This window comes from Tessaracoccus sp. MC1627 (genome assembly GCF_014164725.1).
In the GTDB taxonomy this organism is placed as follows: Bacteria; Actinomycetota; Actinomycetes; order Propionibacteriales; family Propionibacteriaceae; genus Arachnia.
In genome coordinates, this window is the sequence record NZ_JACJGA010000002.1 from 276,821 (window position 1) to 302,925 (window position 26,105).

26 protein-coding genes are annotated in these 26,105 nt (G+C 70.2%); 18 read left to right on the top strand and 8 right to left on the bottom strand.

The features are described 5' to 3' along the window. Positions 1-42 precede the first annotated feature (42 nt). The 5 genes from typA to dhaK form a co-directional block, all read right to left on the bottom strand. Positions 43-1,905 carry a translational GTPase TypA gene (typA, locus tag H5399_RS06435; protein ID WP_182782199.1) on the bottom strand — a complete coding sequence of 621 codons (1,863 nt, stop codon included), beginning with the start codon at positions 1,903-1,905 and terminating at the stop codon, positions 43-45. Between the two features lie 134 nt (positions 1,906-2,039). Then, entirely contained in the window at positions 2,040-2,486 is a 447-nt protein-coding gene (locus tag H5399_RS06440; RefSeq protein WP_255422088.1) for a DUF3151 domain-containing protein, read from the bottom strand. A 23-nt stretch (positions 2,487-2,509) separates the two neighbouring features. Beyond that, positions 2,510-3,223, bottom strand: a complete 714-nt coding sequence (gene dhaM / locus H5399_RS18475; RefSeq protein WP_182782200.1) for a dihydroxyacetone kinase phosphoryl donor subunit DhaM — start codon at positions 3,221-3,223, stop codon at positions 2,510-2,512. Continuing rightward, positions 3,223-3,858 carry a dihydroxyacetone kinase subunit DhaL gene (gene dhaL / locus H5399_RS06450; protein WP_182782201.1) on the bottom strand — a complete coding sequence of 212 codons (636 nt, stop codon included), beginning with the start codon at positions 3,856-3,858 and terminating at the stop codon, positions 3,223-3,225. Before dhaL ends, dhaM begins: the two co-directional genes overlap by 1 nt. Beyond that, complete coding sequence (gene dhaK, locus H5399_RS06455) at positions 3,855-4,850, bottom strand: dihydroxyacetone kinase subunit DhaK (RefSeq protein WP_182782202.1); 996 nt, start codon at positions 4,848-4,850, stop codon at positions 3,855-3,857. Before dhaK ends, dhaL begins: the two co-directional genes overlap by 4 nt. Before the next feature lie 169 nt (positions 4,851-5,019). Between dhaK and trxA the strand changes: the two genes are divergently transcribed. The 5 genes from trxA to H5399_RS17950 all read left to right on the top strand — a co-directional run bounded on the left by trxA (position 5,020) and on the right by H5399_RS17950 (position 9,968). Then, positions 5,020-5,436 carry a thioredoxin gene (gene trxA, locus H5399_RS06460; protein WP_182782203.1) on the top strand — a complete coding sequence of 139 codons (417 nt, stop codon included), beginning with the start codon at positions 5,020-5,022 and terminating at the stop codon, positions 5,434-5,436. Positions 5,437-5,547: 111 nt separating this feature from the next. Beyond that, entirely contained in the window at positions 5,548-6,831 is a 1,284-nt protein-coding gene (locus tag H5399_RS06465; RefSeq protein WP_182782204.1) for an adenylosuccinate synthase, read from the top strand. Next, on the top strand, positions 6,831-7,064 hold the full coding sequence (locus H5399_RS06470; RefSeq protein WP_182782205.1) for a hypothetical protein: 234 nt from the start codon (positions 6,831-6,833) through the stop codon (positions 7,062-7,064). The genes H5399_RS06465 and H5399_RS06470 overlap by 1 nt, the downstream gene beginning before the upstream one ends. A 1-nt stretch (position 7,065) precedes the next feature. Continuing rightward, the gene (purD, locus tag H5399_RS06475) at positions 7,066-8,301 is read left to right on the top strand and encodes a phosphoribosylamine--glycine ligase (protein ID WP_220490896.1); all 1,236 of its coding nucleotides are present in this window, start codon (positions 7,066-7,068) and stop codon (positions 8,299-8,301) included. Between the two features lie 53 nt (positions 8,302-8,354). After that, a complete protein-coding gene (locus tag H5399_RS17950; RefSeq protein WP_182782207.1) occupies positions 8,355-9,968 on the top strand; it encodes a hypothetical protein in 1,614 nt (537 codons plus the stop codon). A 12-nt stretch (positions 9,969-9,980) separates the two neighbouring features. Here the strand turns inward: H5399_RS17950 and H5399_RS06485 are convergent, their stop codons facing one another. Both H5399_RS06485 and H5399_RS06490 read right to left on the bottom strand, forming a co-directional pair. Beyond that, positions 9,981-11,972 carry an acyl-CoA dehydrogenase gene (locus H5399_RS06485; RefSeq protein ID WP_182782208.1) on the bottom strand — a complete coding sequence of 664 codons (1,992 nt, stop codon included), beginning with the start codon at positions 11,970-11,972 and terminating at the stop codon, positions 9,981-9,983. Continuing rightward, a complete protein-coding gene (locus H5399_RS06490; RefSeq protein WP_182782209.1) occupies positions 11,969-12,631 on the bottom strand; it encodes a TetR/AcrR family transcriptional regulator in 663 nt (220 codons plus the stop codon). The genes H5399_RS06485 and H5399_RS06490 overlap by 4 nt, the downstream gene beginning before the upstream one ends. A 75-nt stretch (positions 12,632-12,706) precedes the next feature. Between H5399_RS06490 and H5399_RS06495 the strand changes: the two genes are divergently transcribed. From H5399_RS06495 to H5399_RS06510, 4 genes are read left to right on the top strand one after another with little or no spacing between them, the layout of a single operon-like run. Next, positions 12,707-13,948, top strand: coding sequence for an acetyl-CoA C-acetyltransferase (locus H5399_RS06495; RefSeq protein WP_182782210.1), 1,242 nt, complete (start codon positions 12,707-12,709; stop codon positions 13,946-13,948). A gap of 1 nt (position 13,949) precedes the next feature. After that, positions 13,950-15,338: a 3-oxoacyl-ACP reductase gene (locus H5399_RS06500; protein WP_182782211.1), complete on the top strand. Its 1,389-nt coding sequence runs from the start codon at positions 13,950-13,952 to the stop codon at positions 15,336-15,338. Further along, positions 15,338-16,192 carry a MaoC/PaaZ C-terminal domain-containing protein gene (locus H5399_RS06505; RefSeq protein WP_182782212.1) on the top strand — a complete coding sequence of 285 codons (855 nt, stop codon included), beginning with the start codon at positions 15,338-15,340 and terminating at the stop codon, positions 16,190-16,192. The genes H5399_RS06500 and H5399_RS06505 overlap by 1 nt, the downstream gene beginning before the upstream one ends. Next, positions 16,189-16,554 carry a YchJ family protein gene (locus tag H5399_RS06510; protein WP_370585698.1) on the top strand — a complete coding sequence of 122 codons (366 nt, stop codon included), beginning with the start codon at positions 16,189-16,191 and terminating at the stop codon, positions 16,552-16,554. The genes H5399_RS06505 and H5399_RS06510 overlap by 4 nt, the downstream gene beginning before the upstream one ends. A 97-nt stretch (positions 16,555-16,651) precedes the next feature. On the opposite strand, the gene H5399_RS06515 is transcribed toward H5399_RS06510, so the two are convergent. Beyond that, positions 16,652-17,443: a DUF559 domain-containing protein gene (locus tag H5399_RS06515; RefSeq protein WP_182782214.1), complete on the bottom strand. Its 792-nt coding sequence runs from the start codon at positions 17,441-17,443 to the stop codon at positions 16,652-16,654. A gap of 168 nt (positions 17,444-17,611) precedes the next feature. On the opposite strand from H5399_RS06515, the gene purB reads away from it, so the two are divergent. The 9 genes from purB (at position 17,612) to H5399_RS06560 (ending at position 25,914) form a co-directional block, all read left to right on the top strand. Then, positions 17,612-19,042: an adenylosuccinate lyase gene (purB, locus tag H5399_RS06520; RefSeq protein WP_182782215.1), complete on the top strand. Its 1,431-nt coding sequence runs from the start codon at positions 17,612-17,614 to the stop codon at positions 19,040-19,042. An 88-nt stretch (positions 19,043-19,130) separates the two neighbouring features. Further along, complete coding sequence (locus H5399_RS06525; RefSeq protein ID WP_182782216.1) at positions 19,131-19,727, top strand: hypothetical protein; 597 nt, start codon at positions 19,131-19,133, stop codon at positions 19,725-19,727. Positions 19,728-20,098: 371 nt separating this feature from the next. After that, positions 20,099-20,647, top strand: coding sequence for a hypothetical protein (locus H5399_RS06530; protein ID WP_182782217.1), 549 nt, complete (start codon positions 20,099-20,101; stop codon positions 20,645-20,647). Next, a complete protein-coding gene (locus H5399_RS06535) occupies positions 20,644-21,054 on the top strand; it encodes a hypothetical protein (protein WP_182782218.1) in 411 nt (136 codons plus the stop codon). The genes H5399_RS06530 and H5399_RS06535 overlap by 4 nt, the downstream gene beginning before the upstream one ends. Positions 21,055-21,155: 101 nt before the next feature. Further along, the gene (locus H5399_RS06540; RefSeq protein WP_182782219.1) at positions 21,156-22,823 is read left to right on the top strand and encodes a nitrite/sulfite reductase; all 1,668 of its coding nucleotides are present in this window, start codon (positions 21,156-21,158) and stop codon (positions 22,821-22,823) included. Further along, positions 22,820-23,002: a hypothetical protein gene (locus H5399_RS06545; RefSeq protein ID WP_182782220.1), complete on the top strand. Its 183-nt coding sequence runs from the start codon at positions 22,820-22,822 to the stop codon at positions 23,000-23,002. Before H5399_RS06540 ends, H5399_RS06545 begins: the two co-directional genes overlap by 4 nt. Beyond that, on the top strand, positions 22,995-23,714 hold the full coding sequence (locus H5399_RS06550; protein WP_182782221.1) for a phosphoadenylyl-sulfate reductase: 720 nt from the start codon (positions 22,995-22,997) through the stop codon (positions 23,712-23,714). The genes H5399_RS06545 and H5399_RS06550 overlap by 8 nt, the downstream gene beginning before the upstream one ends. Then, positions 23,711-24,622 carry a sulfate adenylyltransferase subunit CysD gene (gene cysD, locus H5399_RS06555; RefSeq protein WP_255422089.1) on the top strand — a complete coding sequence of 304 codons (912 nt, stop codon included), beginning with the start codon at positions 23,711-23,713 and terminating at the stop codon, positions 24,620-24,622. Before H5399_RS06550 ends, cysD begins: the two co-directional genes overlap by 4 nt. After that, a complete protein-coding gene (locus H5399_RS06560) occupies positions 24,622-25,914 on the top strand; it encodes a sulfate adenylyltransferase subunit 1 (protein WP_182782223.1) in 1,293 nt (430 codons plus the stop codon). Before cysD ends, H5399_RS06560 begins: the two co-directional genes overlap by 1 nt. Positions 25,915-26,105 lie beyond the last annotated feature (191 nt).

A 26,105-nucleotide genomic window follows, 5' to 3' on the forward strand; every position in this document is an offset into this window, starting at 1 on the left:
TCGCGATATGTCAAAGATATATCGCGAACTATCGTGAAAGAGTCAGGGCTTCTTGTGCCCCTTGCGCTCCTTGGCCCGATCGTTGGCGTTGAGCGACACCTTGCGGATGCGCACCATCGCCGGGGTGACCTCGAGACACTCGTCGCCCGCGCAGAATTCCAGCGCCTGCTCCATGGACATGTTCTTGGCCGGGATCAGCCGCTCCAGCTCGTCGCCCGTGGAGGAGCGCACGTTGGTGAGCTTCTTCTCCTTCGTGGGGTTGACGTCCATGTCCTCGGCCCGGGGGTTCTCGCCGACGATCATGCCCTCGTACACCTCGGCGCCCGGAGGGACGAACAAGGTGCCGCGCTCCTGCAGGTTGAACAGGGCGTAGGACGTGGTCACGCCCGTCCGGTCCGCCACCAGCGAGCCGGTGGGGCGGGTGCGGAAGTCGCCGGCCCAGGGCTCGAAGCCCTCGCCCACGTGGTTCATGATGCCGGTGCCGCGCGTCTCGGTGAGGAACTCCGTGCGGAAGCCGATGAGGCCGCGGGCAGGGACGATGAACTCCAGCCGGACCCAGCCGGTGCCGTGGTTGACCATCATCTCCATGCGGCCGCGGCGGAGCCCCATGAGCTGCGTGACCACCCCGACGAAGTCCTCGGGGATGTCGACGGTGAGGCGCTCGATGGGCTCATGGACCTTGCCGTCGACCAGCTTGGTGACCACCTGGGGCTTGCCGACGGTGAGCTCGAAGCTCTCCCGGCGCATCATCTCCACCAGGATGGCCAGCTGCAGCTCGCCGCGACCCTGCACCTCCCAGGTGTCCGGGCGCTCGGTGGTGTTGACCTTGATCGACACGTTGCCGACCAGCTCCTGCTCCAGGCGCGCCTTCAGCAGGCGGGCGGTGAGGTTCTTGCCGGACTGGCCCGCCAGCGGTGAGGTGTTGATGCCGATGGTCATGGAGATCGACGGCTCGTCGACGTGGATGAGCGGCAGGGGCTTCGGGTTCTCGGGGTCCGAGAGTGTCTCGCCGATCATGATCTGCGGGATGCCCGCGATGGCGACGATGTCGCCGGGGCCCGCCAGATCCGCCTGCACGCGATCCAGTGCCTGCGTCATGAACATCTCGGTGAGCTTCACCGTGGAGATGGTCCCGTCGGTCTTGCACCACGACACCAGCTGCCCGCGCTTCATTTCGCCGGCGATGATGCGGCACAGGGCAAGGCGGCCGAGGTAGGGGGAGGCGTCGAGGTTGGTGACGTGCGCCTGGAGGACCGCGCCCTCCTCGTAGACGGGGGCGGGGATGTGCTCCATCAGGGTGTCGAACAGCGGCTCGAGGTTGGGGCTGTCCGGCATGCCGCCGTCCTCGGGCTGCGTCAGCGAGGCGCGGCCGGCCTTCGCGGAGGCGTAGACGATGGGGAAGTCGAGCACGTGGGCCGCGTCGTCGTCGATGAGGTCCATGAAGAGGTCGTAGGTCTCCTCGACGACGGCGGAGATGCGCGCGTCGCTACGGTCCACCTTGTTGACCACCACGACGATCGGCAGGTTCTTGGCCAGCGCCTTGCGCAGCACGAAGCGGGTCTGGGGGAGCGGACCCTCGGACGCGTCGATCAGCAGGACCACGCCGTCGACCATCTCAAGCCCGCGCTCCACCTCGCCGCCGAAGTCGGCGTGGCCGGGGGTGTCGATGATGTTGATCGTGACCCCGGAGCCGTCGGGGCGGATGTGCCGCACGCCGGTGTTCTTCGCGAGGATGGTGATGCCCTTCTCGCGCTCCAGGTCCATCGAGTCCATGACGCGGTTGTTGACATCGGATCCCTCGCGGAAGGCTCCGGACTGCCACAACATGGCGTCGACAAGCGTCGTCTTACCGTGGTCGACGTGGGCGACGATGGCGACGTTGCGCAGGTCTTCGCGTGTGGGCATGTGGCATCTCCGGGGGATCGACGGTGGGGGCCGCGGGAGAGTCTACGCGGCGGGAGCCTGGCGCCACGAACCGTGAACCTCGGCTAGACGCCGGATCGAGTGCCGATGGGGTCGGCGGAGCGCGGGAGGCTCAGTCAATCGGATTGCTCGGGCTGAGCGAGGACCTGGTAGGCGGTCTCGGAGGAGTCCCGGAGGAACTGCGCGCAGCGCTCCTGCTCCTCGTGCTCGCCGATCCGCCCCGCCGCGACACTCAGCGCCCACAGCGCCCGCAGGAAGCCGCGGTTGGCTTCGTGCTCCCACGGCACCTGGCCTGAGCCCTTCCAGCCGTTGCGCCGCAGCGTGTCAAGCCCGCGGTGGTAGCCGGTGCGGGCGTAGGCGTAGGCGGCCAGGGAGCTTCCCAGTCCCTCCTCGGCGAGGCAGGTCTCGGCGAGGAGCGCCCAGCACAACGAGGAGGTGGGGTGCTGCGCCACGACCTCCAGGAAGCGCTCCTTGCCGTGCTCGGAGATCGCCGCGAGAGCAGGGTCGTCCGGCAGCAACACGACGACGTTCGAGGCCATCAGGTTGGGGTGCGTCTCGCTCATGGCGTCAGCCTAGCGAGCGGGCCTCAGTTCTCGCCGAACCCGGCCGAGATGAACGCCACCAGCGCGTCGACGGCGTCCTGCGCCTGCGGGCCTGTGGCCGTGAGGCTCAGGGTGTCTCCCTTGCGGGCGTTGAGGGTGGCCAGGCCGATGCTGCTGCCCGCCTTCACGGGGCCGACGTCCCCGTTGCAGATGCGGACATCTGCGTCGAACTTCCTTGCCTCGGCCACGAAGAGCGCCGCAGGCCTCGCGTGCAGGCCGGTCTCGTTGACCAGGACAGCCGTCCCGGTGGCGTCGCCGTCCGCCGCGACCACGGGTGGCACGGATGGTGCCGCAGGAGCGTTCCCCAGCGCGGACAGCTTCGGGGCGAGCGCCGACTCGGCCTCAGCCGCGACATCGTCGATCGACGCTCCACCCACGGCGCGCACCACACCAGCCGTGAGACCCTCCACGAAGGGGGCGGAGAGGACGCGCACGTTCTCGACGCCCGCGAACTCCACGCCCATCTCGGCGCTCATGATCGCTGAGCCCATGTCGACGAAGATCACCACGCCGTCGCCCCGGTCCACCTCCGCGATCGCCTCCGCGACCGCCGCGGCGTCCGTACCCAGCCCGCCGTCGGGCATGCCGGCCGCGATGGCCACGGGAGGGGGCTCCTCGTGGACCATCTGCATGGCCAGCTCGACGGCGGCCTCGGCCAGCGCGCGGCTGTGCGAGACCACCACGATGCCCACCGCCATCAGGCGCCGATCACGTCCGCCAAGGCGTCGAACAGGTACGCCGACGAGGTGGCCCCCGGATCCTGGTGACCCGCGGACCGCTCGCCGAGGTAGCTCGCGCGTCCCTTCTTCGCCACCATGGGGGTGGTGGCGTCACGGCCCACGGCGGCGGACTGCGCGGCCGCCGCGACGGCGTCGTGCAGATCCGCTCCGTCGGCCAGGGCCGCGTCGAAGGCGTCGATGGCCGGGGCCAGCGAATCCACCATCGTCTTGTCGCCCAGCTCCGTCTTGCCGCGGGCGATCAGCCCCTCGAGCCCGGCTCGGAAGGCCTTCGCGAACTCCTGTGGCGAGAGCTCCATCACCGACCCGGTGGCCATCCCCATCTTCATCAGCAGGGTGCCGTACAGCGGGCCGGCGGTGCCGCCGACCGTGCTGACCAGCGTCATGCCCGCCTTCTTGAGCAGGCCGTCGACAGTGGTGGCCGCATCGAGGTGGGTCACCACCGCCGCGGTACCCCGGGCCATGTTGGCGCCGTGGTCCGCGTCACCGATGGCCGAATCGAGGTCCGTGAGGAAGGTCTTGTTCTCGTCGACGATCTGCGCGTAGCGGCGCAGCCAGTCGGCGAGCAGGTCCAGGGTCAGGTGTTGTGCGCTCACATGCCCCACCGTAGCCCCGTGGACTTCACGGGGGCATCCCACAGGCGAATCATGTCGTCGTCCGCCTTGACGAGCGTGAGCGAGCAGCCGGCCATGTCCAGGCTCGTGATGTAGTTGCCCACCAGGTTGCGCTCGACGGTGACCCCCGCGTCCTTCAGCAGCGCCACCACCTCGCCATACATGAGGTACAGCTCGATCAGCGGGGTGCCGCCCATGCCGTTGAGCATGGCGATGACGGGGGCGCCGGTGAAGTCGAGGTCGTGGAGGATGGGATCCACCAGCTGCTTGGCGATGGACTTCGCGTCCGCGATGGGCTCGCGGTGGCGGCCGGGCTCGCCGTGGATGCCGATGCCGATCTCCACTTCGTCCTCGGGCAGGTCGAAGGTGGGCTTGCCGGCCGAGGGGACGGTGCACGAGGTGAGCGCCATGCCCATCGAGCGGCCGTTGTCCGCCACCCGCTGCGCCAGAGTCTTGACGGCGGCCAGGTCCTGGCCCTCCTCGGCGGCTGCGCCGACGATCTTCTCCAGCAGAACGGTGGTGCCCACGCCGCGGCGGCCCGCGGTGTACAGCGAATCCTGCACCGCGACGTCGTCGGCCACGATGACCGTGTCCACCGTGATACCTGCGTCGGTGGCCATCTCCGCGGCCATCTCGAAGTTCATGATGTCGCCGGTGTAGTTCTTCACGATGTGCAGCACGCCCCCGCCGTTGTCCACGACGGTGGTGGCCTCGAACATCTGGTCCGGGGTGGGGGAGGTGAACACCTGGCCGGCGCACGCGGCGTCGAGCATGCCCACGCCGACGAAACCGCCGTGCATCGGCTCGTGACCGGAGCCACCGCCGGAGATGATGGCGACCTTCCCGGCCTCCTTCGGTGTGACGCGGTAGATCACCCGGTTCTCGTGATCTACGCGGACATTCGCGTCTGATGCCTCCACGCCCTTGAGGGCGTCGGCGATCACGTCGTCGGCGGAATTGATGAGCTTCTTCACGGTCCTACCTCCTGCGTCGTTGCGGGTATCCATCGATCCTGATTCCCACAGCGATCGTAGGCAAGGGCCCTGACCTTTCGTGCAGTTTCCTCCAAGCCCGGGGCCACCGATGTGCGCCGATCTCATGCCCTGTCATCCCACATTTCGGGGGAGGGGGGACCATGGAGTCATGAGCATCTCCACCTGCGTCTCGTGCGGCGCACGCAACAGGGTCCCCGCCGCCGCCACCGGCCTGCCGCGATGCGCCAAGTGCAAGGCCGACCTGCCGTGGCTCGTCGACGCCACCGACGCGGATTTCGATGGAGTGGTGGCCACCCGGGTCCCCGTCGTGGTGGACCTGTGGGCGCCCTGGTGCGGGCCGTGCCGCATGGTATCGCCCGTCCTTGAGCGCCTCGCGAAGGCCAAGGCCGGACGGCTCAAGGTGGTCAAGATCAATGTGGATCACAACCGCGCTCTGCAGGCCCGGTTCGAGGCGATGAGCATCCCCACGCTGGTGCTGATGCGCGACGGGAAGGAAGTGGCGCGGCAGGTGGGCGCATTGCCCGCGCAGCAGCTCGAGCGCTGGGTGGAGCAGCACTCCGCCTGAGGGTTCAGGAAGGAGGCCGCCTCCGGTGGCCGGGCCTCGGCTCCGTTAGACTGCCCCGGTAGGGCCCCCGCGAAGAGCTGGGGCTTCATCCATGTGTGTGGAGGTGGCAAGATGCCAAGCGTTGTCGTGGTCGGGGCTCAATGGGGAGACGAAGGCAAGGGCAAGGCGACTGACCAGCTGGGGGACCGCGTCGACGTCTGCGTCCGCTACTCCGGCGGCAACAACGCGGGCCATACGCTGGTGGTCGGCGGCGAGAAGTTCGTGCTGCACCTGCTGCCCTCCGGCATCCTCAACCCCGGGACCACCACCGTGATCGGCAACGGCGTCGTCGTGGATCTGGACGTCCTCGCCGAGGAGTTGGACGTGCTGGCGTCGCGGGGCGTGAACGTGGCTCACCCGCTGATCTCCGCCAACGCCCACATCATCACCGAGTACCACAAGGTGCTGGACAAGGTCACCGAGCGATTCCTCGGCAAGCGGCGGATCGGCACCACGGGCCGTGGCGTGGGGCCGTGCTACTCGGACAAGGTCAACCGCCTCGGCATCCGGATCCAGGACATCCTCGACGAGTCCATCCTGCGGCAGAAGGTCGAGGCCGCGCTGGATCAGAAGAACCAGCTGCTGGTGAAGGTCTACAACCGCCGGGAGATCATCGCCGAGGAGGTCGTGCAGGCCCTCCTCAAGCACGCCGACACCATCCGCCCCCACATCGTGGACTCCGGCCGCTACGTCAACGACGCGCTGGATGCCGGCAAGGTGGTGCTCTTCGAGGGCGCCCAGGCGCACCACCTCGACGTGGACCAGGGCACCTACCCCTACGTCACCTCGTCGAACCCGACGGCGGCCGGCGCCACCACGGGCGGCGGCGTGGGCCCCACCCGGATCGACCGCACCATCGGCATCGCGAAGGCCTACACCACCCGCGTCGGCGAGGGACCGTTCCCCACCGAGCTGTTCGACCACGACGGCGAGGAGCTGCGCCGCATCGGCTCCGAGTTCGGCGCCACCACCGGGCGCCCCCGTCGCTGCGGCTGGTTCGATGCGCTGCTGGTGGAGCAGGCCGTCAAGATCAACGGCTTCACCGACATCTTCCTCACGAAGCTGGACATCCTCAGCGGCTGGGAGAAGATTCCGGTGTGCGTGGCCTACGAGGTCGACGGCGTCCGCCACGACGTGATGCCCATGACGCAGTCGGACTTCCACCACGCCAAGCCCATCTACGAGGAGCTCGACGGCTGGGCCGAGGACATCAGCGGCTGCCGGAGCTTCGACGAGCTGCCGCCCACCTGCCAGGCGTACGTGCACCGGCTCGAGGAGCTGATCGGCTGCCGGATCAGCGGCATCGGGGTGGGCCCCGGGCGCGAGCAGTCGGTGGCCATCAACGACCTGATCTGATGTCGCGGCGAGGCCTGTCCACCGGGCGGCTCGCGTGGGCGCTGGTGGCCATGATCGCGGTGTTCATGACCGGCACCGTGGTGGTGGCCCTGGGCCAGGAGGACATCGGCTGGGGATGGTGGTGGGCGGTCCCCGTCGGCGGGCTGTTCCTGCTGGCGGTCATCGGCTTCAGGGTCCTCGTGCAGCGTTCACAGGAGGCCGCCGAGCGCGAGGATCAATCGTCGGGCCACTAGGCTGACGCGGGTGAAGATCCTTCTCCTTGGCTCCGGGGGGCGCGAGCATGCCCTTGCCCGCGCGCTCGTCGCAGATCCGTCCGTCACCGAGCTGCACGCTGCCCCGGGGAACCCGGGGATCGGGCGCCTCGCCACGCTGCACTCCTTGGACCCGTCCTCGCCCGTCGCCGTGGTGGAGGCGGCACGGTCGCTCGGGGTCGACCTCGTGGTCATCGGCCCGGAGGCGCCGCTGGTGGCGGGGGTGGCCGACGCCCTCCGCGAGGCCGGCATCGACGCGTTCGGACCCGGCCGCGAGGCCGCCGTGCTCGAGGGGTCCAAGGCGTTCGCCAAGGAGGTGATGCGGGCCGCCGGGGTGCCCACCGCGGATTCACGCCTCTGTGAGACGCCGGAGCAGGCGGCGGCGGCGCTGGACGAGTTCGGCGCCCCCTACGTGGTCAAGAACGACGCCCTCGCCGCCGGCAAGGGCGTGGTGGTCACCGACGACCGCGAGGCCGCCCTTGCGCACGCCGCGACCTGCGGCCGCGTGGTGATCGAGGACTACCTGGACGGTCCGGAGGTGAGCCTGTTCGCGATCTGCGACGGCGAGCGCGCGCTCCCGCTGCTGCCCGCGCAGGACTACAAGCGGGTCGGCGACGGCGACGCCGGCCCCAACACCGGCGGCATGGGCGCCTACAGCCCGCTGGCCTGGGCCGACGCAGGGCTGACCGACCAGATCATGGCCGAGGTGATCGCCCCCACGTTGGCGGAGATGAGGCGTCGCGGCACCCCGTTCATCGGGCTCCTCTACGCCGGGCTGGCGCTCACGTCGAGGGGCCTGCGGGTGGTGGAGTTCAACGTCCGCTTCGGAGACCCGGAGACCCAGGCCGTCCTCGCGCTGCTCGACACCCCGCTGGCAGGGGTGCTCCGCGCGGCGGCCCGCGGGGAGCTGGACACCGTCGGTGGGCTGGCGTGGCACGAGGGCGCGGCTGTCGTGGTGGTGTCGGCGGCCGCGGGCTACCCCGGCACCCCCGCCACGGGTGGGGCGATTGGGTTGCCGGAGGACGAGGACGACGCCTACGTGCTGCATGCCGGGACCCGCCTGGACGGCGGGAGGCTCGTCTCCGCCGGCGGTCGCGTGCTGGGCACCGTCGGTCGCGGCGCGGACGTGGGTGAGGCACGCGAGCGCGCGTACGCACTCCTCTCGCGCGTGGACTACGCCGACGGCTTCCACCGCACAGACATCGGAGTTCCGCACTGAGGCCACCAGTGCCGGGATTTCGGGGTCGCGGCGCGAGATGGCAGGCTTTTGGGATGATCACTCGCCGAATTGCCCTCCTCGGACTCGCCGCGACAGCGGTGGCCGCCGCCTCCGGCTGCAGCGGTTCGCCAAGCGACGGATCGGGCTCCAGCTCCTCCGGAGGCACGCAGGGCCCGTCGGCTGAAGCATCGCCGTCGACGATCGGCCACCGCGTTGCGGTCAACACCGGCCTCGCGTCGGGGGTGCTGCCCTCAGACGACGAGGGCGCCCTGGCCGTGAGCCGGCTGGTGCTGGCCGAGGCAACCGCCGTGGTCGTCGTTCAGCCGGCCCCGCCAACGCCGAGCGCTCCGGCCTCGCCGTCGGCTGGCGCCTCGCCGTCGAACAGCGCCTCTCCCAGCGCGGCCACGTCTCCGACGCCCGCTGCCGGTGGGGACGTCGCGGCGGCCTCCGCCACCGCGGCCGCGCTCGGCCTCCCCCTGCTGATCGCCGGGCCCGAGCTCGCTGCCGAGCTCAACCGCCTCCAGACCCGCACCGTGATCGCCTACCCGGCCGCAGGGCTGGACCTCGGGGACCGCGAGGTCGTCGACGGCCCGGCCGATCCCGCCGAGCTGCAGGTGGAGGGACTCCCCGCCGAGACCGCCCCCGCGACCGCCGCCGCGCTGCGACCCAGGGGCGAGTCCGTCTCCGCCGCCACGGCCGCGATCCTGGCGGCAGCCGGCATCGCCCTCACCGAGGTGCCCTTCACGGATCCGCGCGCCACGGCCGAGTCGGTGGCGCTGGTCAAGGGGGCCACCGGAGCCGTCCTCGGCGTCGGCGCGTTCGGCGACTCCGCCCGTTTCGCCGCGCGGGTGGAGGCCGCCCGCACGCTTCCGGAACTGCCGGGCGGTGGAGTCGCGCCGTTCCCGGGACGGATGATGGTGGCCCTCTATGGGCACCCGTCCGGCGGCACCCTCGGGGTGCTGGGCGAGCAGGGGCCGGAACAGTCCGTCGCCCGGGTGAAGGAGTTTGCCGCCCAGTATCAGGCCTTCAGTGACGTCCCGGTCATCGGCGCGTTCGAGATCATCACGACCGTGGCCAGCGCGTCGGCCGGCCCCGACGGTGACTATTCCTACGAGACCCCGGCCGAGCAGCTACTGCCCTACATCGAGGCGGCCGAGGCGGCGGGCATCTACTGCGTGCTGGACCTCCAGCCCGGGCACACCGACTTCCTGACCCAGGCCAAGCGCTACGAGGAGCTGTTGAAGCGGCCCACCGTCGGTCTCGCGATCGATCCCGAGTGGCGGCTGAAGCCCGGCCAGCGCCACATGACCATCATCGGCCAGGTGGAGGTGGACGAGGTCAACGCCACCGGAGCCTGGTTGGCGGACCTGGTGGCGGCCAACAACCTGCCCCCGAAGGTGGTGATCCTGCACCAGTTCCAGCAGCGGATGATCGTCGGCCGCGAGCGGCTCGACACCACCCGCGACGAGCTGCAGTACCTCGTCCACGCCGACGGGCACGGCAACCCGCCGCTCAAGCAGGCGACCTGGCGCAACCTCAAGGAGGGCCTGCCGGCCAACGTCTGGCTGGGGTGGAAGAACTTCATCGACGAGGACTCCCCGACGATGACGCCCCAGGAGACGATGGAGGACGTGGAGCCGCGACCCAACTTCGTGTCGTACCAGTAGCGGGAGGAGCGGTCAGGGGAGCAGCGGCGGCACCGCCTCCCGCGGGTGCTTCAGCCACGACTCCGGCACGCCCAGGCCCTCGGCCAACTCACGCGCCCTCGGCCTCAGCTCGCCGCACAGGTCGTCGACGGTGGCCGTGATCGCCTTGCTGCGGCGCGGGTCGAAGGCCTCGTGCTCCAGGTACCAGGCGCGGTTGGACTCGATGGTGGCCAGCGCGTAGAGGTCGCAGACCTTCACCAGCATCGCCGTGACGTAGTCGTCGTCGCACTGCTCGATCCCCTCGATGAAGGCCTCGAGCACAATGCGGTCCACGTGCGCCTTCGCGGCTTCGAGCATGTGCGTCTGGCACGCGTTCAGCGCGGCCGGCTGCTGCGCGTCCGGCAGCTTGCTCGCGGCCCGCATCCGCCGGGCGAGGCCCTCGACGGTGTGCTTCTCGCGGAACTCGAACATCTGCACGTGCCACCCGCGGGCGCGCATCCGTTCCGAGTCCGGCTTGCGGTCGGCGATGGCCACGAGTCGGTCGATGAGGGAGCGCGCCGTCGTGCGCTCCAGGACGGTCTGCCCGATCATGGCCGCCGTCTTCTGCGCGGTGCCGCGCAGGTCCATGTCGCCCCACGTGGACTTGTACTCCAGCAGCAGCGCCTTGGCGACCAGCTGGAGCAGCACGGTGTTGTCGCCCTCGAAGGTGGCGAACACGTCGGCGTCCTGGCGGGCCATCGTGATGCCGTTGTCCGACATGTAGCCGGCGCCCCCGCAGGCCTCGCGGGCCTCCTGCATGGAGTCCAACGCCCACCTGGTGAGCAGCGCCTTCATGCCGGCGGCCCGAGTCTCCAGCTCGCGCGAGGCCTGCTGGTCCGAACTTCCGGCATCCATCACGCGCTGCAGCTGCAGCGCGAGCTCGTTCTGTGCGAATCCGTAGGCGTAGGCCCGTGCCACATGGGGCAGGAGCCGGCGTTGGTGGGTGAGGTAGTCCAGCAGCAGGATCTCCTCCCCGAGACCCGGGCGGCGGAACTGCCGGCGCTCGTCCCCGTAGCGCACCGCGATGCTCAGTGCCTTGCGGGCAGCCGAGGCGGCCCCACCGCCGACGCAGATCCGGCCGCGGACCAGCGTGCCGAGCATGGTGAAGAACCGCGCGTTCTTGCTCTCGATGGGCGACTGGTAGTGGCCCTCGTCGTCGACGCCCCCGTAGCGGTCCAGCAGCATCAGCCGCGGCACGCGGACGTGATCGAAGGCGATGGTGCCGTTGTCGATGCCCAGGAGGCCGCCCTTGTGGCCGTGGTCCCCGGTGGTGACGCCCGGCAGGTCGTTGCCCGCCTCGTCGCGGATGGGCACCAGCACCACATGCACGCCCTGGTGCTCGCCGTCGACCATCAACTGCCCGAAGACGGCGGCCATCCGTCCGTCCCGGGCTGCGTTGCCGATGTAGGCCTTGGTGGCCGATGGCGTGGGCGAATGGACCTCGAACTCGGCCGTCTCGGGCAGCCACGTGATGGTGGTCTCGATGGACTGCACATCTGACCCGTGGCCCAACTCCGTCATGGCGAAGCAGCCGAGCAGCTCGGTGCTGATGGCGCCGGGCAGGAACGTCTCGTGGTGGTACTGCGTGCCGAGGTTGGTGATGGCGCCGCCGAACAGGCCGTGCTGCACGCCGGTCTTGATGGTGAGCGACAGGTCGCCCATGGCCACCATCTCGAAGTTGGCCACGGACTCGGCCGCGGTGCCCGTGCCGCCCTGGGCGATGGGGAAGCCCGCGGTGACGAAGTTGCGCTGGGCGAGCTTCACCACGCGGTCCAGCGTCCAGTCCCGGGCCTCGTCGACGGTGAGGGCGGTGTCGCGGACCACGTCGTCGGGGCTCACCTCGTCGCGCCATCGCTGCTTCAGCGCGTGGAAGGGCCCGTCGAGGGCGCGGCGCAGGGCCTCGCCGGTTGGGGAGATGGTGGTGCCGTGGGCGGCCGGGCCGGCGGAGGTGGTGGGTCGGGTGTCTCGGGTGGCGGTCAGTGTCATGGGGTCAGCTCCTTGGTTTGAGCGGCGAACGCCGGGGCGAACAGTTGGTCGATGTAGTCGACGACCTCTGCGCGGGGCCGTCGGAGATTGGTGATGATCCAGCGGTCGGCGACCGCCCAGATGAAGCCCACCGCGCCGTGGCCCCACGTGTTGGCGGGCTCCTCGTCGAGGCCCTGGCGCCTCAGCCAGGAGCGGAAGGCGGCGGCCACCTCGTTACCGATGCGTGTGGTGATGCCGAGGACCGGATCGTCGACCGGCGACTCCCCGGCGGGCCTGGTGGAGACGAACAGATACAGGTTGCGGTCCCGCTCGACGACGGCGAGGTAGGCGTCGGCGAGGGTACGCACGAGGTCGCGGGGTTCGAAGGTCGCGGCGTCCTCAAGCGGCAGCTTGCGCAGGATGAACTCGTGCACGGACTCGACGACGGCGCGGTACAGGCCCGCCTTGTCGCCGAAGTGACGGTAGAGGACCGTCTTGGACGTCCTGCTGAGCGCGGCGATCTCGTCCATGCCCACCAAGGGCCCGTGCTCGCGGATGGCGCGCACGGCGTCCTCGACCAGCGCCCGACGGCGGAGGCTGTTGTGCTCGTCCCAGCGTGAGGCGCGGCCGTCCGGTTGGGGGGGCGCGGCCACCGTCGGGGGATCGTCGGCGATCTTCATGCAACTCAGAGTACCTGAAACTCTGCGTATCTGCTACTGTGGGTATCGAATACCCCAGCGAGAGGATCAACGTCGATGACACGCACCGCAGTGGTGGTGGGCGGCAACCGCACCCCCTTCGTCAAGGCCGGCGGCAAGTACGCCGAGGCCTCAGCCCAGGACCTGTTGACCGCGGCCCTCGACGGGCTGGTCGCCAGGTTCGGCCTGGCCGGCCAGGAGGTGGGTGAGGTCGTCGCCGGCGCGGTGCTCAAGCACACGCGCGACTTCAACCTCACCCGGGAGGCGGTGCTCGGCTCCGCGCTCTCCCCGCACACCCCCGCATGCGACCTGCAGCAGGCCTGCGGCACCGGCCTGGAGGCCGTGGTCTACGCCTCGAACAAGATCCGGCTGGGCCAGGTGGACGTGGCCATCGCGGGCGGCGTGGACTCGGCCTCCGACGCTCCGCTGGTCACCTCCGAGGGGATGCGCAAGGCGATGCTGGCGCTGTCGCGGGCCAGGTCCCTGCCGGACAAGCTCGCCGCGCTGGCGCGGATCCGTCCCGCGGACCTGGCTCCCGTGCCGCCCGCCGTCGTCGAGCCGCGCACCGGCCTGAGCATGGGCGAGTCCCAGGCGCTGACCACCGCGAAGTGGGGCGTGACGCGCGAGGACCAGGACGACCTCGCCCTGGCCTCGCACCGGAACCTGGCCGCCGCGTGGGACGAGGGGTTCTTCGACGACCTGGTAACGCCGTACCTGAAGGTGTCGCGCGACGGCATCCTTCGACCCGACACCACTCAAGAGGCGCTCGGGAAGCTGCGCACCGTCTTCGGCAAGGGTGACGAGGCGACTATGACCGCCGGCAACTCCACGGCCCTCACCGACGGCGCCGCCCTGGTGCTCGTTGCGGAGGAGGAGTTCGCGCGCGGCCGCGGCTGGCCCGTCTGGGCCAGGGTGGTGGACGCGCAGGTGGCCGCCGCGGACTACACGACGGGCAAGGAGGACCTCCTCCTGGCGCCGACGCGCGCCATCCCGAAGCTCCTCGAGCGCAACGGCCTGACCCTGGCGGACTTCGACTTCCTGGAGATCCACGAGGCGTTCGCCTCCACGGTCCTGGCCACGATCAAGGCGCTGGAGGCCAACGGCGTGGGCACCGTCGACCGCTCGAAGCTCAACGTGAAGGGGTCGTCGCTGGCTGCGGGTCACCCCTTCGCGGCCACCGGCGGCAGAATCGTCGCGTCGTTGGCGAAGATGTTGCACGAGCGGGGCCCGGGCTCCCGTGGACTGGTGTCGATCTGCGCGGCCGGCGGCCAGGGCGTCGTCGCGATCCTGGAGGCGTGAGATGGACGTGCTGGAGAAGTTGTATGCAACCCCCGCTGGGAAGTTCGTGGCCCGGAAGGCCGGCCTGGCCGACCCGCCGGTGCTCCGCCGCGGGCGCGTGATGCCGTCGGGGCCGGTGGTGCTGGGCGCGCTCGACGGTGGGGGCCTGGCCGCGTCGACGCTGGCCCAGCTGGGTGTCGTCCCCGGCGAGGCGATGCTCGACGTCCCGGAGACGCGGACGAAGGACGAGAAGGGTCGCGACGTTCCGCCGCGCTACCCGGTGCGCCCCGGGGCCGTCGTGGTGGACGCCACCGGCGTGCGTGAGATCGCTCAGCTGGAGGGGCTGCGGCAGGTGCTGCGCCCGGCGATGCGCTCCCTGGAGGGCTCCGGCCGCGTGATCATCCTGGCCACCGACGCCCGCGACGTGACCGGCCTGGAGGCCAAGGCCGTGGCCCAGGGCATCGACGGGATCAACCGCACGGTGGCCAAGGAGTTGCGGGGCGGCGCCACGTCGAACTTGGTGTTCGTCCGCACCGGCACCTCCGCCGCGGACCTCGCCTCCACGCTGTCCTTCCTGCTGGAGGGCCGCTCGGCCTTCGTGAGCGGGCAGACGTGGCGGGTGGGGCCGTCGAAGGACCCGCATGAGCTGACGGCGCGCCCGTTCGAGGGGCGGATCGTGGTGGTCACGGGGGCGGCCCGGGGGATCGGTGCCGCCATCGCGCGGACCTTCGCCCGTGATGGGGCGACGGTGGTCGCCGTCGACATCCCCGCGGCCGGGGACGCGCTCGCCAAGGTCGCCAACGGGATCGGCGGCTCGGCGCTGCAGCTCGACATCACCCTGGCGGATGCCGGGGCCAGGATCGCGGCCCACGTGGCTCACGTGCACGGGGAGTCCGCCCGGATCTGGGCCATCGTGCACAACGCGGGCATCACCCGCGACAAGCTGCTCGCCAACCTCGACGAGCAGCGGTGGTCCTCGGTGCTCGACGTGAACCTCGCCGCGGAGATGCGGATCAACGACTACCTGCTCACCCACGACGTGCCCGGTGGGCTGGACGAGGCGGCCCGGATCGTCGGCATCGCGTCCACCTCGGGCGTGGCGGGCAACAAGGGACAGACCAACTACGCCGCCTCCAAGGCCGGCGTCATGGGCCTGGTCTGGGCGATGCGCGACGAGCTGGCGGACCGGCCGATCACCGTCAACGCCGTCGCGCCCGGGTTCATCGAGACCGAGATGACGGCCGCCATCCCGTTCGTGCAGCGCGAGATCTTCCGGCGCTCGAACTCGCTCACGCAGGGTGGCAACCCCGTCGACGTGGCCGAGACGCTGGCCTACCTGTGCGGGCCGGCCTCCGGCGGGGTCGACGGGCAGGTCATCCGGGTGTGCGGGCAGAACCTGGTGGGCGCCTGATGGCGCGCGACGTGCGGGTGCTTCCGGCGCTGCCGGAGCCGTCGGGCGTGCTGGCGAAGGCCGCGCTGGGGATGCTGAAGAAGCCGGGGGAGGTGTCGTCCCTGCCGGATCGCAGCTACCTGGTGTTGGAGCACCGGGTTGAGGTGTCGCGGCTGGCGGCCTACTGCGCCGAGACCGGCTTCGCTTTGCGCGACGCGATGCCCGCCACCTGGCTGCACGTGCTGACGTTCCCGCTGCAGATGGAGGTGATGGCGGCAGACGACTTCCCCTTCCCTCTGGCCGGGCTGGTGCACGTGACCAACGAGATGACGCTGCACCGTCGGGTCACCGTCGACGAGCCGCTGAGGATCCTGGTGCGGGCGGAGAATCTCCAGCCCCACGCCAAGGGAGCCACCTTCGACATGGTGGGCGAGATCCACGCCGCAGATGAGCTGGTGTGGCGGGGAGTTTCGGTGTACCTGGCGTCGGGGGCCAAGGTGGCGGGGGAGGCGCCGTCGCCGGTGCGGCTGCAGGCGCCGTCGGTGGCGCCGTCGCAGGAATGGCGGCTCGGCGCTGACCAGGGCCGTCGCTACGCGGCGGTCTCGGGCGACTCGAACCCCATCCACCTCAACCCGTTGACCGCCCGGCTGTTCGGCTTCCCGAGGCCGATCATCCACGGGATGTGGACCCACGCCCGCGCTGTCGCGGCGTTGGGCGGCGGGCTGCCGGAGGCGTACACGGTGCGGGTCCAGTTCGCCAAGCCCATCCTGTTGCCGGGAAAGGTGCGGTTCGCCGCGGCGCGCGACGAGGCGGGCTGGAGGTTCGCCGTCGTCAACCGGGAAGGCAAGCCCCACCTCGTGGGTGAGCTGACGTGAGCGCGTGCCTCTGCGGTGGGGCTTCCTGGGGGACGTGCTGCGGGCCGCTTCTGGCAGGCGAGCGCCAGGCGGCGACCGCTGAGGAGCTGATGCGGTCGCGGTACAGCGCGTTCGTGGTCGGCGACGGCGACTACCTGTGGCGCACCTGGCACCCGAGCACGCGCCCGGAATCGGTTCGTGCGCACGGCGTCGAGTGGACGGGGCTGACGGTCCTGGACGTGGTCGACGGTGGGCCGGGCGACGAGGTGGGCGTGGTGGAGTTCGAGGCAGCGCATCGCGACGGTGCGCTGCGGGAACGCTCCCGGTTCGCGCGCCGGGCGGGGCGGTGGATGTACGTCGACGGTGCCTTCCCCGACCCCTGACACGAGGCAGTTCCGTTGGGTGAGCCTCGTCGGGATTCGCAAACGGTGAGGATCAGGGGAGATAGCTCCCATAGAGAGCTATCTCCCCGGATCCTCACTATTCAGGTACCGGCGACGGAGGGGTGAGGTGCCCGCCCGTCCGCAGGATGCGCAGCAACTTGGCGCTGGTCTTGCTCCAGGTCCTATGGATCTGGCTGTAGCTCAGCCGCAACGTCGAGTATCCGAGTTCGCGCGCCGCCAGGTCCCGTCGTCGGTCCTCCCTGTGATCGGTGTGGTGGGCGGCGCTGTCGCACTCGATGATCAGGGATCTCCCGACGAGCAGATCCACCGCTCCCACTCCTGAGATCTGCTGCTGGGAACGGACGGAGAAACGGTGCTGCTGGAGGAACAGTCGGACCCGCGTTTCCGAGCCGGACCCCGCGTCGCCGTCGAAGAACTGCAAGGTGCGCTGCTTGTGGACAGGGGCTTCGCGGATCAGGATGTCTGCGACATCGGTGGACAGCAGTTCCTTGTTGACGGCTGACTCAAGGACCATCAGGGCCTTCTCGGGATTGTGATGGCGGATCACCTGGGCGAGGCAGTCGCTCAGCGGATAGAGCGCGATCCTCGGCAAGTCCCCGCGCGATCGATGCCAGGTCGAGCTCAGGGAGGCGGATCCCATGCCGACGATGAAGTGCGCCTCCGCTACCTGGGGCGTCCAGAGGCCATGCAGTTGGCACCCGCTCAAGCAGCCAACCCGGGCGCGAGCGGCGAGCGCCTCCAACTCCCACGCATGTGCCTGGGGAGTCGCGTACCAGCCCCGCGACACCTTCCTCAGACGTCCGTCATCCAGCTCGCCCCTGATCCGGGCCGAGTCGTAGCCCAGGGTCCTGAGGTGGGCCAGGGACATGACCCCGGGGAGGCTTGGGAGTGAGGAATCGGGGAGATGGCCCTCTCTGGGCTCTATCTCCCCGGAATCGCACTGGTTGTGTGATGGCTGGCTGGGCACGTCGCCATGGTGGGGCGCTGGGCACCGACTTTTCCGGTATCCACAGGGGGAGTCCTAGGCTGTGGTGCCATGAGCGTCCCCAACGTGCTGGCCAACCGCTACGCCTCGCAGCAGATGCGCGACATCTGGGCCCCCGAGGCCAAGATCGTCTCCGAGCGAAAGCTATGGCTCGCCGTGCTGCGCGCACAACGCGACCTCGGCGTCGACTTCGGCGGGGCGAACGCCGACGAGGTGATCGCGGCCTACGAGCGGGTGATCGACCAGGTGGACCTCGACTCCATCAACGCCCTCGAACGCATCACCCGCCACGACGTGAAGGCCCGGATCGAGGAGTTCAACGACCTTGCCGGGTTCGAACACATCCACAAGGGCATGACGTCTCGCGACCTCACCGAGAACATCGAACAGCTGCAGGTGCTCGACTCGCTGCGGGCAGTCCGGATCCGCGTGGTGGCGGCGCTGGCGCAACTCGCCCGGCTGGCGAGCGAGTACGCCGATCAGCCGCTGACGGGCCGCTCCCACAACGTGGCCGCGCAGCTGACCACCCTGGGCAAGCGGTTCGCCACGGCGGCCGACGAGCTGCTCACGGGCCTCGCCCGCCTCGACGACCTCATCGCCCGTTACCCCGCTCGCGGGATCAAGGGCCCCGTCGGCACCGCCCAGGACATGCTCGATCTCCTCGGCGGCGACGCCGGCAAGCTGGCCGAGCTTGAGCAGCGGATCGCCGACGAACTCGGCTTCGGGGCCGTCCTCACCTCGACGGGGCAGGTGTACCCGCGCTCGCTTGACTACGACGCGGTCACCGCGCTGGCGCAGATCTCCGCGGCGCCGTCGAACGTGGCCACCACCATCCGCCTGATGGCGGGCCTCGAGCTGGTGACCGAGGGGTTCAAGGAGGGGCAGGTGGGCTCGTCGGCGATGCCCCACAAGATGAACACCCGCTCCTGCGAGCGCGTCAACGGCCTCGCCGTCGTCATCCGCGGCTACGTGTCCATGGTGGGCGAGCTCGCCGGCGACCAGTGGAACGAGGGCGACGTCTCCTGCTCCGTGGTGCGCAGGATCGCGCTGCCGGACGCGTTCTTCGCCCTCGACGGCCTGTTCGAGACGTTCCTCACGGTGCTGGCGGACTTCGGCGCCTTCCCCGCCGTCATCGAGGCCGAGCTCGACCGCTACCTGCCGTTCCTCACCACCACGAAGGTGCTGATGGCCGCCGTCCGCAAGGGCGTGGGCCGGGAGGTCGCGCACGAGGCGATCAAGGAGCACGCCGTCGCGGTGGCGCTGGACCTGCGCAAGGGAGCGCGGGTCAACGACCTCCTCGACCGACTCGCCGGCGACGAGCGCCTCGGGCTCACCCGCGACGAGCTCGGCGCGCTGGTGGTCAGCCCGCTGGAGTTGGCGGGAACGGCGCAGGCGCAGGTGTCGCGGGTGGCGGCGCGCGTGGCTGAGGTCGTCGCGGCGGATCCGGAGGCGGCCGCGTACCGCCCGGGCGCCGTGCTCTGACCGGAGTTATCCACAGCTGACGGACCGGATGCGGAGATGACCCGGTTGCTTGGTTGAATAGGCCCCGACCTGTTCGATCGGAGAGCCCATGCGTCACCTTCTCGTGCCCCTCGCTGTCGTGGCGCTCGCCGTGGGCTGCACCCCGGACGTCGCCCCGACGGCGTCGCCGTCGGTGTTCGTGTCGCCGACGGCGTCCGCGAGTCCCTCGGTGTCGCCGAGTCCGTCCCCGACGGCAGTGGAGTCGTTTCCGCCGGCCCCCGCGACGGAGTCGGCTGAGCAGGCTGCGATTCGGGCGGCCTGGATGGAGTACTGGCGGGTTTATGAGAAGTTCGCGGCCGACCCGTCCCTGACTGACTGGACCGAGACGCAGTATGTGACCACTGAAGAGGAGGCGGCGCTGATCATTCAGGCTCTTGGCGAGCTGCGGGATAACGGGTGGAAGTCCCTCGGTGGACGAGTGTTCCGGGGCGTTGCGATCACGGAAGTTCCAAATCAGCAGGAGGCTGGCACTGCCGAGATCAGTTACTGCCTGGACCGCAGCGGCGTGAGCCTTGTCGACGCTGAGACCGGGACAGCCGTGACAGTTGACGTACCACCTACCTTCCTCGAGACTGCAACTCTCCGGGTCGGTCTGGACGGCAAGTGGCGAGTCGCGATGATCAGAAACGAGCCTGCCGCATGTTGAGGGCTCTCCGGCTCTTGCTAGCGATCATCTGTCTTGTCACCCTTCAGACACTCACCGCTGCGGCAGAGCAGCAGTGTGTCCGTGTCTCGTCCGACACTGGCATTTGCTATGCATGGATCGAGCTACCAACCTCTCCCGAAGGATCGTCGAAGGGGGATGGATCGGGAGGCGGTGGCACCAGTAGCGGCGGTGAACGGACCTGCTCCTTCGCTGGCGAGGAGATCGCCTGCCGGACGGCCTACGGGACGTGGAGCGGCGCGGCCCAAGGTTGGTGCCGAATCAAGGAGCCGCAGCCACCGCTGACTGACGCGTCATGGGAGGCCAACAGCGAGGGCGCCATCTATACCTGTATTCGTCCGAACGGCTCCCTGGTGCGCGACCCCGGGATGGTCTTCACGCGCTGGCTGCCCGCGCCCCCAGACCCAGTGACTCAAGCCGATGCCGAGGCCGCCGCCCGACGGGTCCTGGCATCCATCGGCCTCGAGGCCATCGACCTCGGCATGCAGCCCCGCGGCGACACCACCGAACGGATCGGCTTCGTCGGATGGGAGACCTGGCTGTGGGCCGACACCCCGTCGGACAAGCAGTGGGGCCCGGTCACCGCCTCCGCGACCGACTCCGGCATCGCGGTGACCCTGACCGCAGGCGCCAGCCGCGTCCAGTGGGACATGGGCGACGGTGAAACGGTCTCCTGCGGCCGCGGCACCGCGTGGTCCTCCGCGCGTACCCAGGGCGGGAAGAACGTCGCCTCGCCCGACTGCGGGTACGTGTACCTCGAGGACGGCCGCTACACCGTCACCGCGACCTCCACCTGGTCGGTGGACTGGTCCGCGGCCGGCTTCACCGGCACCCTCCCACTGCAGCTGAGTCGCTCCGCGGACGTCATCGTCGGTGAGTTGCAGTCGGTGTCGGTGCGATGACCACCCGCGACCAACGAGGGCTCGCGCTGTCGGTGTGGACCTCGGTGTCGCTGCCCGCCTTCATCCTCATGGTGGGCCTCGGGGTGGACTTCGCCGGGCATGCCGCCGCCGAGCAGGAGGCGAGGGCGGTGGCGTCCCAGGCGGCCAGAGCCGCGACACACGAGCTCCGCATCACCCCGGACGGCGCCACCCTCGACGTGGCCGCGGCCAAGAGGGAGGCGGTCAGCTTCGCCCGCGTGGCGGGGCTGTCCGCCGAGGCCAGGGTCGAGGGCGGCAACCGCGCCCATGTGACGGTGCGCGGCTCGTACGAGACTTTGTTTCTCGGCATCATCGCCATCAACACCATCCCCATCGAGGTGGAGGGCAGCGCTCAGGCCGTGACAACGCTCGACGGCGCCGAGGCCTGAAAAATCCTGTTCGCCCATGGCGATCACGGCTGGCCGTCGGGAATGACCGGCCCCATCGTCGGGTTGGGGGATTCAGCAAGGCCCCCGACGAAGGACCGACGATGACCGAAGCGGTAACCCGCCCCAAGCGCAACCAGGCCACCGGCGCCTGGGCCGACGGCGACAAGACGCCGCTGAACCCCAACGAGGTGTTCAAGCAGGCCGACGACGGGCTCAACGTCCGCGCCCGCATCGAGGAGGTCTACTCCAAGGAGGGCTTCTCCAGCATCGCGCCAGAGGATCTGCGCGGCAGGATGCGCTGGTGGGGTCTCTACACGCAGCGCAAGCCCGGAATCGACGGCGGGAAGACCGCCACGCTTCCCCCCGAGGCCCTCGACGACGAGTTCTTCATGATGCGCGTGCGTTCCGACGGCGGGTCCCTGACCAACGAGCAGCTGCGGGTCGTCGCCACCATCTCCACCGAGTTCGCCCGCGACACCGCGGACATCTCGGACCGCGAGAACATCCAGCTGCACTGGATCCGCGTGGAGGACGTGCCGGAAATCTGGCGCCGCCTCGAGGCGGTGGGCCTGACCACCGCTGAGGCCTGCGGCGACACCCCCCGCGTCATCCTCGGCTCGCCCGTGGCGGGCATCGCCGCCAACGAGATCGTCGATGGCACCCCCGCCGTGCGCGCCATCCTGGACAACTACATCGGCACCCCCGAGTTCTCCAACCTGCCCCGCAAGTTCAAGACCGCCATCTCCGGCAGCCCCAACCTCGACGTGGCGCACGAGGCCAACGACGTCTCCTTCGTCGGCGTCATCCACCCCGAGCACGGCCCCGGCTTCGACGTATGGGCGGCCGGCGGGCTCTCCACCAACCCGATGTTCGCGCAGCGGCTCGGCGCGTGGGTGCCGCTGGAGGAGGTCCCAGAGGTGTGGAAGGGCGTGGTCTCGATCTTCCGCGACTACGGCTACCGCCGCCTCCGCAACCGCGCCCGCCTCAAGTTCCTCATGGCGGACTGGGGGCCGGAGAAGTTCCGCCACGTCCTCGAGACCGAGTACCTGGGGCGCAAGCTTCTCGACGGCCCACCCCAGGACGCCACCCACCTCCGCCGCGACCATGTGGGCGTCAACGCCCAGGCCGACGGCACGTTCTGGGTGGGCGTCGCGCCCATCGCCGGCCGCGTCTCGGGCACCCGGCTCACCCGCATCGCGGACCTCGCCGCCCAGCACGGCTCCGGCCGCGTTCGGCTCACCCCCCACCAGAAGCTGCTCGTCCTCGACGTGCCCGGCGACGCCGTCGAGGCTCTCGTCGAGGCGCTCGACGCCGAGGACCTGCCCGCGCGGCCGTCGGAGTTCCGCCGCGGCGTGATGGCCTGCACCGGCATCGAGTACTGCAAGCTGGCGCTCGTGGAGACGAAGGCGCGCGCCCGCCTCATCGTCGAGGAGCTCGAGGCCCGGCTCCCGGAATTCGACGTGCCGTTCAGCATCCACGTCAACGGCTGCCCCAACGCCTGCGCCCGCACCCAGGTGGCGGACGTGGGCCTCAAGGGCATGGTGCAGTCCGACGCGGACGGCAACCTCGTCGAGCTCTTCCAGGTGCACCTCGGCGGCGGACTCGGCGCCACCCCGCAGTTGGCCCGCAAGACCAGGGCACTGAAGGTGGCGGCCGCGGACCTGCCGGACTACATCGAGCGCCTGGCACGCACGTTCCTCGCCCACCGCGACGCCGACGAGCCCTTCGCGCAGTGGGCCCACCGGGCCGACGAGGACCTCCTGCGATGAGCGCGGTGATCTTCCACTGCCCGTTCTGCGCGGAGGAGGACCTGCGCCCCGTCGAGGAGCCCATCGGGGCCTGGCACTGCCTGGCCTGCGCCCGAGTGTTCTCCGTCACCCAGCACCGGGTGGCAGCCGAGCACATCCCAGCCCGGATCGCCGAAGAGGAGGCCAAGCACCATGGATGACCTGCACGCCATCGCCGACGAGGCCAACGAGCGGTTCACCGCCCTCGAGTCGGACCCCGCCTACGCGGGCCACCTCGGCAAGGTGAAGCTCAGCCGCGAGGTCCTGCAGTGGGCCGAGGAAACCTTCGGCGCGGACATCACTGTCGCGTCGTCGATGGGCGACGAGGTGCTGGTGGAGCTGATCGCCCAGTCGGCGCCCAGCCTTGACGTGTTCTTCCTCGACACCGGCTACCACTTCGCCGAGACCCTCGAAACCCGCGACCACTACGCCGAACGCGTCAAGATCCGCACCATCCTGCCCGTGCTGAGCGTCAACCAGCAGGACGCCGAATACGGAGCCCGGCTCCACGACCGCGACCCAGACCTCTGCTGCGCCATGCGCAAGGTGGAGCCCCTCAACCGCGCCATCGCCGGTCACAAGGCCTGGGTCACGGGGATGCGGCGGGTTGACGCGCCCACCCGCACCGACATCACGCTGGTGGGCTTCGACGAGAAGCGGCGGATCGTCAAGCTCAACCCGATCGCGGCCTGGGACGACGACGACGTGGACCGGTTCGCCTTCGAGGAGGACGTCCACCTCAACCCGCTGCGGGAGCGCGGCTACGCGTCGATCGGCTGCGCGCCCTGCACGCGCCCCGTCGCCCCCGGAGAAGACCCCCGAGCCGGCCGCTGGGCCGGGAAGAACAAGACCGAATGCGGATTGCACACATGACACTTCCCCCCGAATACACCCTGGACCACCTGGACCACCTGGAGTCCGAGGCCATCCACATCTTCCGGGAGGTGGAGGGCGAGTTCGAGCGCCCCGTCATCCTGTTCAGCGGCGGCAAGGACTCCGTCGTCATGCTGCACCTGGCGCTCAAGGCGTTCGCCCCGGCGCCGCTGCCGTTCGCGCTCCTCCACGTGGACACCGGCCACAACTTCCCCGAGGTGCTGACCTACCGCGACGACACCGTCGCGCGGATCGGCGCCCGGCTCCACGTGGCCTCCGTGCAGGACTACATCGACGACGGACGCCTCCGCGAGCGCCCCGACGGCACCCGCAACCCGCTTCAGACCGTCCCGCTGCTCGACGCCATCGAGGCCGGCCGATTCGACGCCGTGTTCGGCGGCGGGCGGCGCGACGAGGAGAAGGCCCGCGCCAAGGAGCGGGTGTTCTCGCTGCGCGACTCTTTCGGCGCCTGGGATCCCCGCAGGCAGCGCCCCGAGCTGTGGGAGCTGTACAACGGCAAGCACTCGCCCGGCGAGCACGTGCGCGTCTTCCCGCTGTCCAACTGGACCGAACTCGACGTGTGGCGCTACATCGAGCGTGAGCGCATCGAGCTGCCCGGCCTGTACTACGCGCACGAGCGTGAGGTGTTCAATCGCGACGGCATGTGGCTGACCGCGGGGGAGTGGGGCGGCCCGAAGCCGGGCGAGCCCACCCAGACCCGCATCGTGCGCTACCGCACCGTCGGCGACATGAGCTGCACGGGCGCCGTCGAGTCCGACGCGGCCGACGTGGCGGGCGTGATCCTCGAGGTCGCTGCCTCGCGTATTACCGAGCGCGGCGCAACCCGCGCCGACGACCGGCTCTCCGAGGCCGCCATGGAAGACCGCAAGAAGCAGGGATATTTCTGATGACGCACGACCTCCTCCGGCTCGCGACGGCGGGTTCCGTCGACGACGGCAAGTCCACCCTGGTGGGGCGCCTCCTCTACGACACCAAGTCTGTGCTGGCCGATCAGCTCGACGCGGTGGAGAGGGTGTCGAAGGAGCGCGGCCTCGAGGGCGCGGACCTGGCGCTCCTCACCGACGGGCTGCGCGCCGAGCGTGAACAGGGCATCACCATCGACGTGGCCTACCGCTACTTCTCCACCGCCAACCGCTCCTACGTGCTGGCGGACACCCCCGGCCACGTGCAGTACACGCGCAACATGGTCACCGGCGCCTCCACCGCCGAGCTGGCGCTGATCCTCGTCGACGCCCGCTACGGCGTCGTCGAGCAGACCCGGCGACACCTCGCCGTCACCGGGCTTCTGGGCGTGCGGCACGTGGCTCTGGCGGTGAACAAGATGGACCTGGTGGAGTGGAGCCGGGAGCGCTACGACGAGATCGTGGCCGACGCGCGGGCACTGGCCGCCCGCTTCGACATCGAGGACGTGGTGGCGGTGCCCCTCTCGGCGCTGCTGGGTGACAACGTCGTGGACCGCTCGGCCCACACCGCCTGGTACGACGGGCCCACGCTCCTGGAACACCTGGAGTCGGTCCCCGTCGGCACCGATCCCTCGGAACAGCCGCTTCGGTTCCCCGTCCAGGTGGTCATCCGCCCCCAATCGGGGGAGCACCGCGACTACCGCGGCTACGCGGGGCGGATCACCGCCGGCGTGGTCAAGGTGGGCGACGAGGTGGCCGTGCTGCCCGGCGGACGGACCACCACCGTCGTCGGCATCGACCTGGGGCAGGCCGACGGCTCGGTGCGGGAGTTGGAGGTGGCGTACGCGCCGCAGTCCGTGACCCTGCGGTTGGCCGACGACATCGACATCTCGCGGGGCGATCTCATCGCGGAGCCCGAGCGTCGCGGGTATGTGACGCGCTCGGTCGGTGGCACGGTGTGCGTGCTGTCGGAGCGCCCGATCCGCCCGCGGGACCGCGTGCTGCTGCGCGCCGGCACGCGCACGGTGCGGGCCATGGTGGAGGAGATCATCGACCAGCTCGACATCGATTCGGTCGAGTACCGTCGCGCCCCGCAGGAGTTGCGGCTCAACGACATCGGCCGCGTGCGGGTCCGGCTCGCCGACGACCTCCCCATCGACGATTACCACGAGTTGCGCAGGAGCGGCGCGTTCCTGTTGATCGACGACGCCGACGGCGCCACCCTGGCCGCCGGTATGGCGGACGCCCCGGACCGCTACGCGGGCGCCGACATCTGACGTTTCGCCGCCCGTTGTGGTTGGGTGTGGTGGGGGCCGGGCCGCTGCGCGGGCGCCGACATCTGCCGGTCCGCCGCCCGTTATGGTCGGGGTTGGCGGCGTGTGGTGGGGGCCGGGCCGCCCATGATGCCGGCGGCGGCGCTTCGCGCTGCGACGCCGTCATCAACGCCCACCCAACCTGCCCCGGCCCC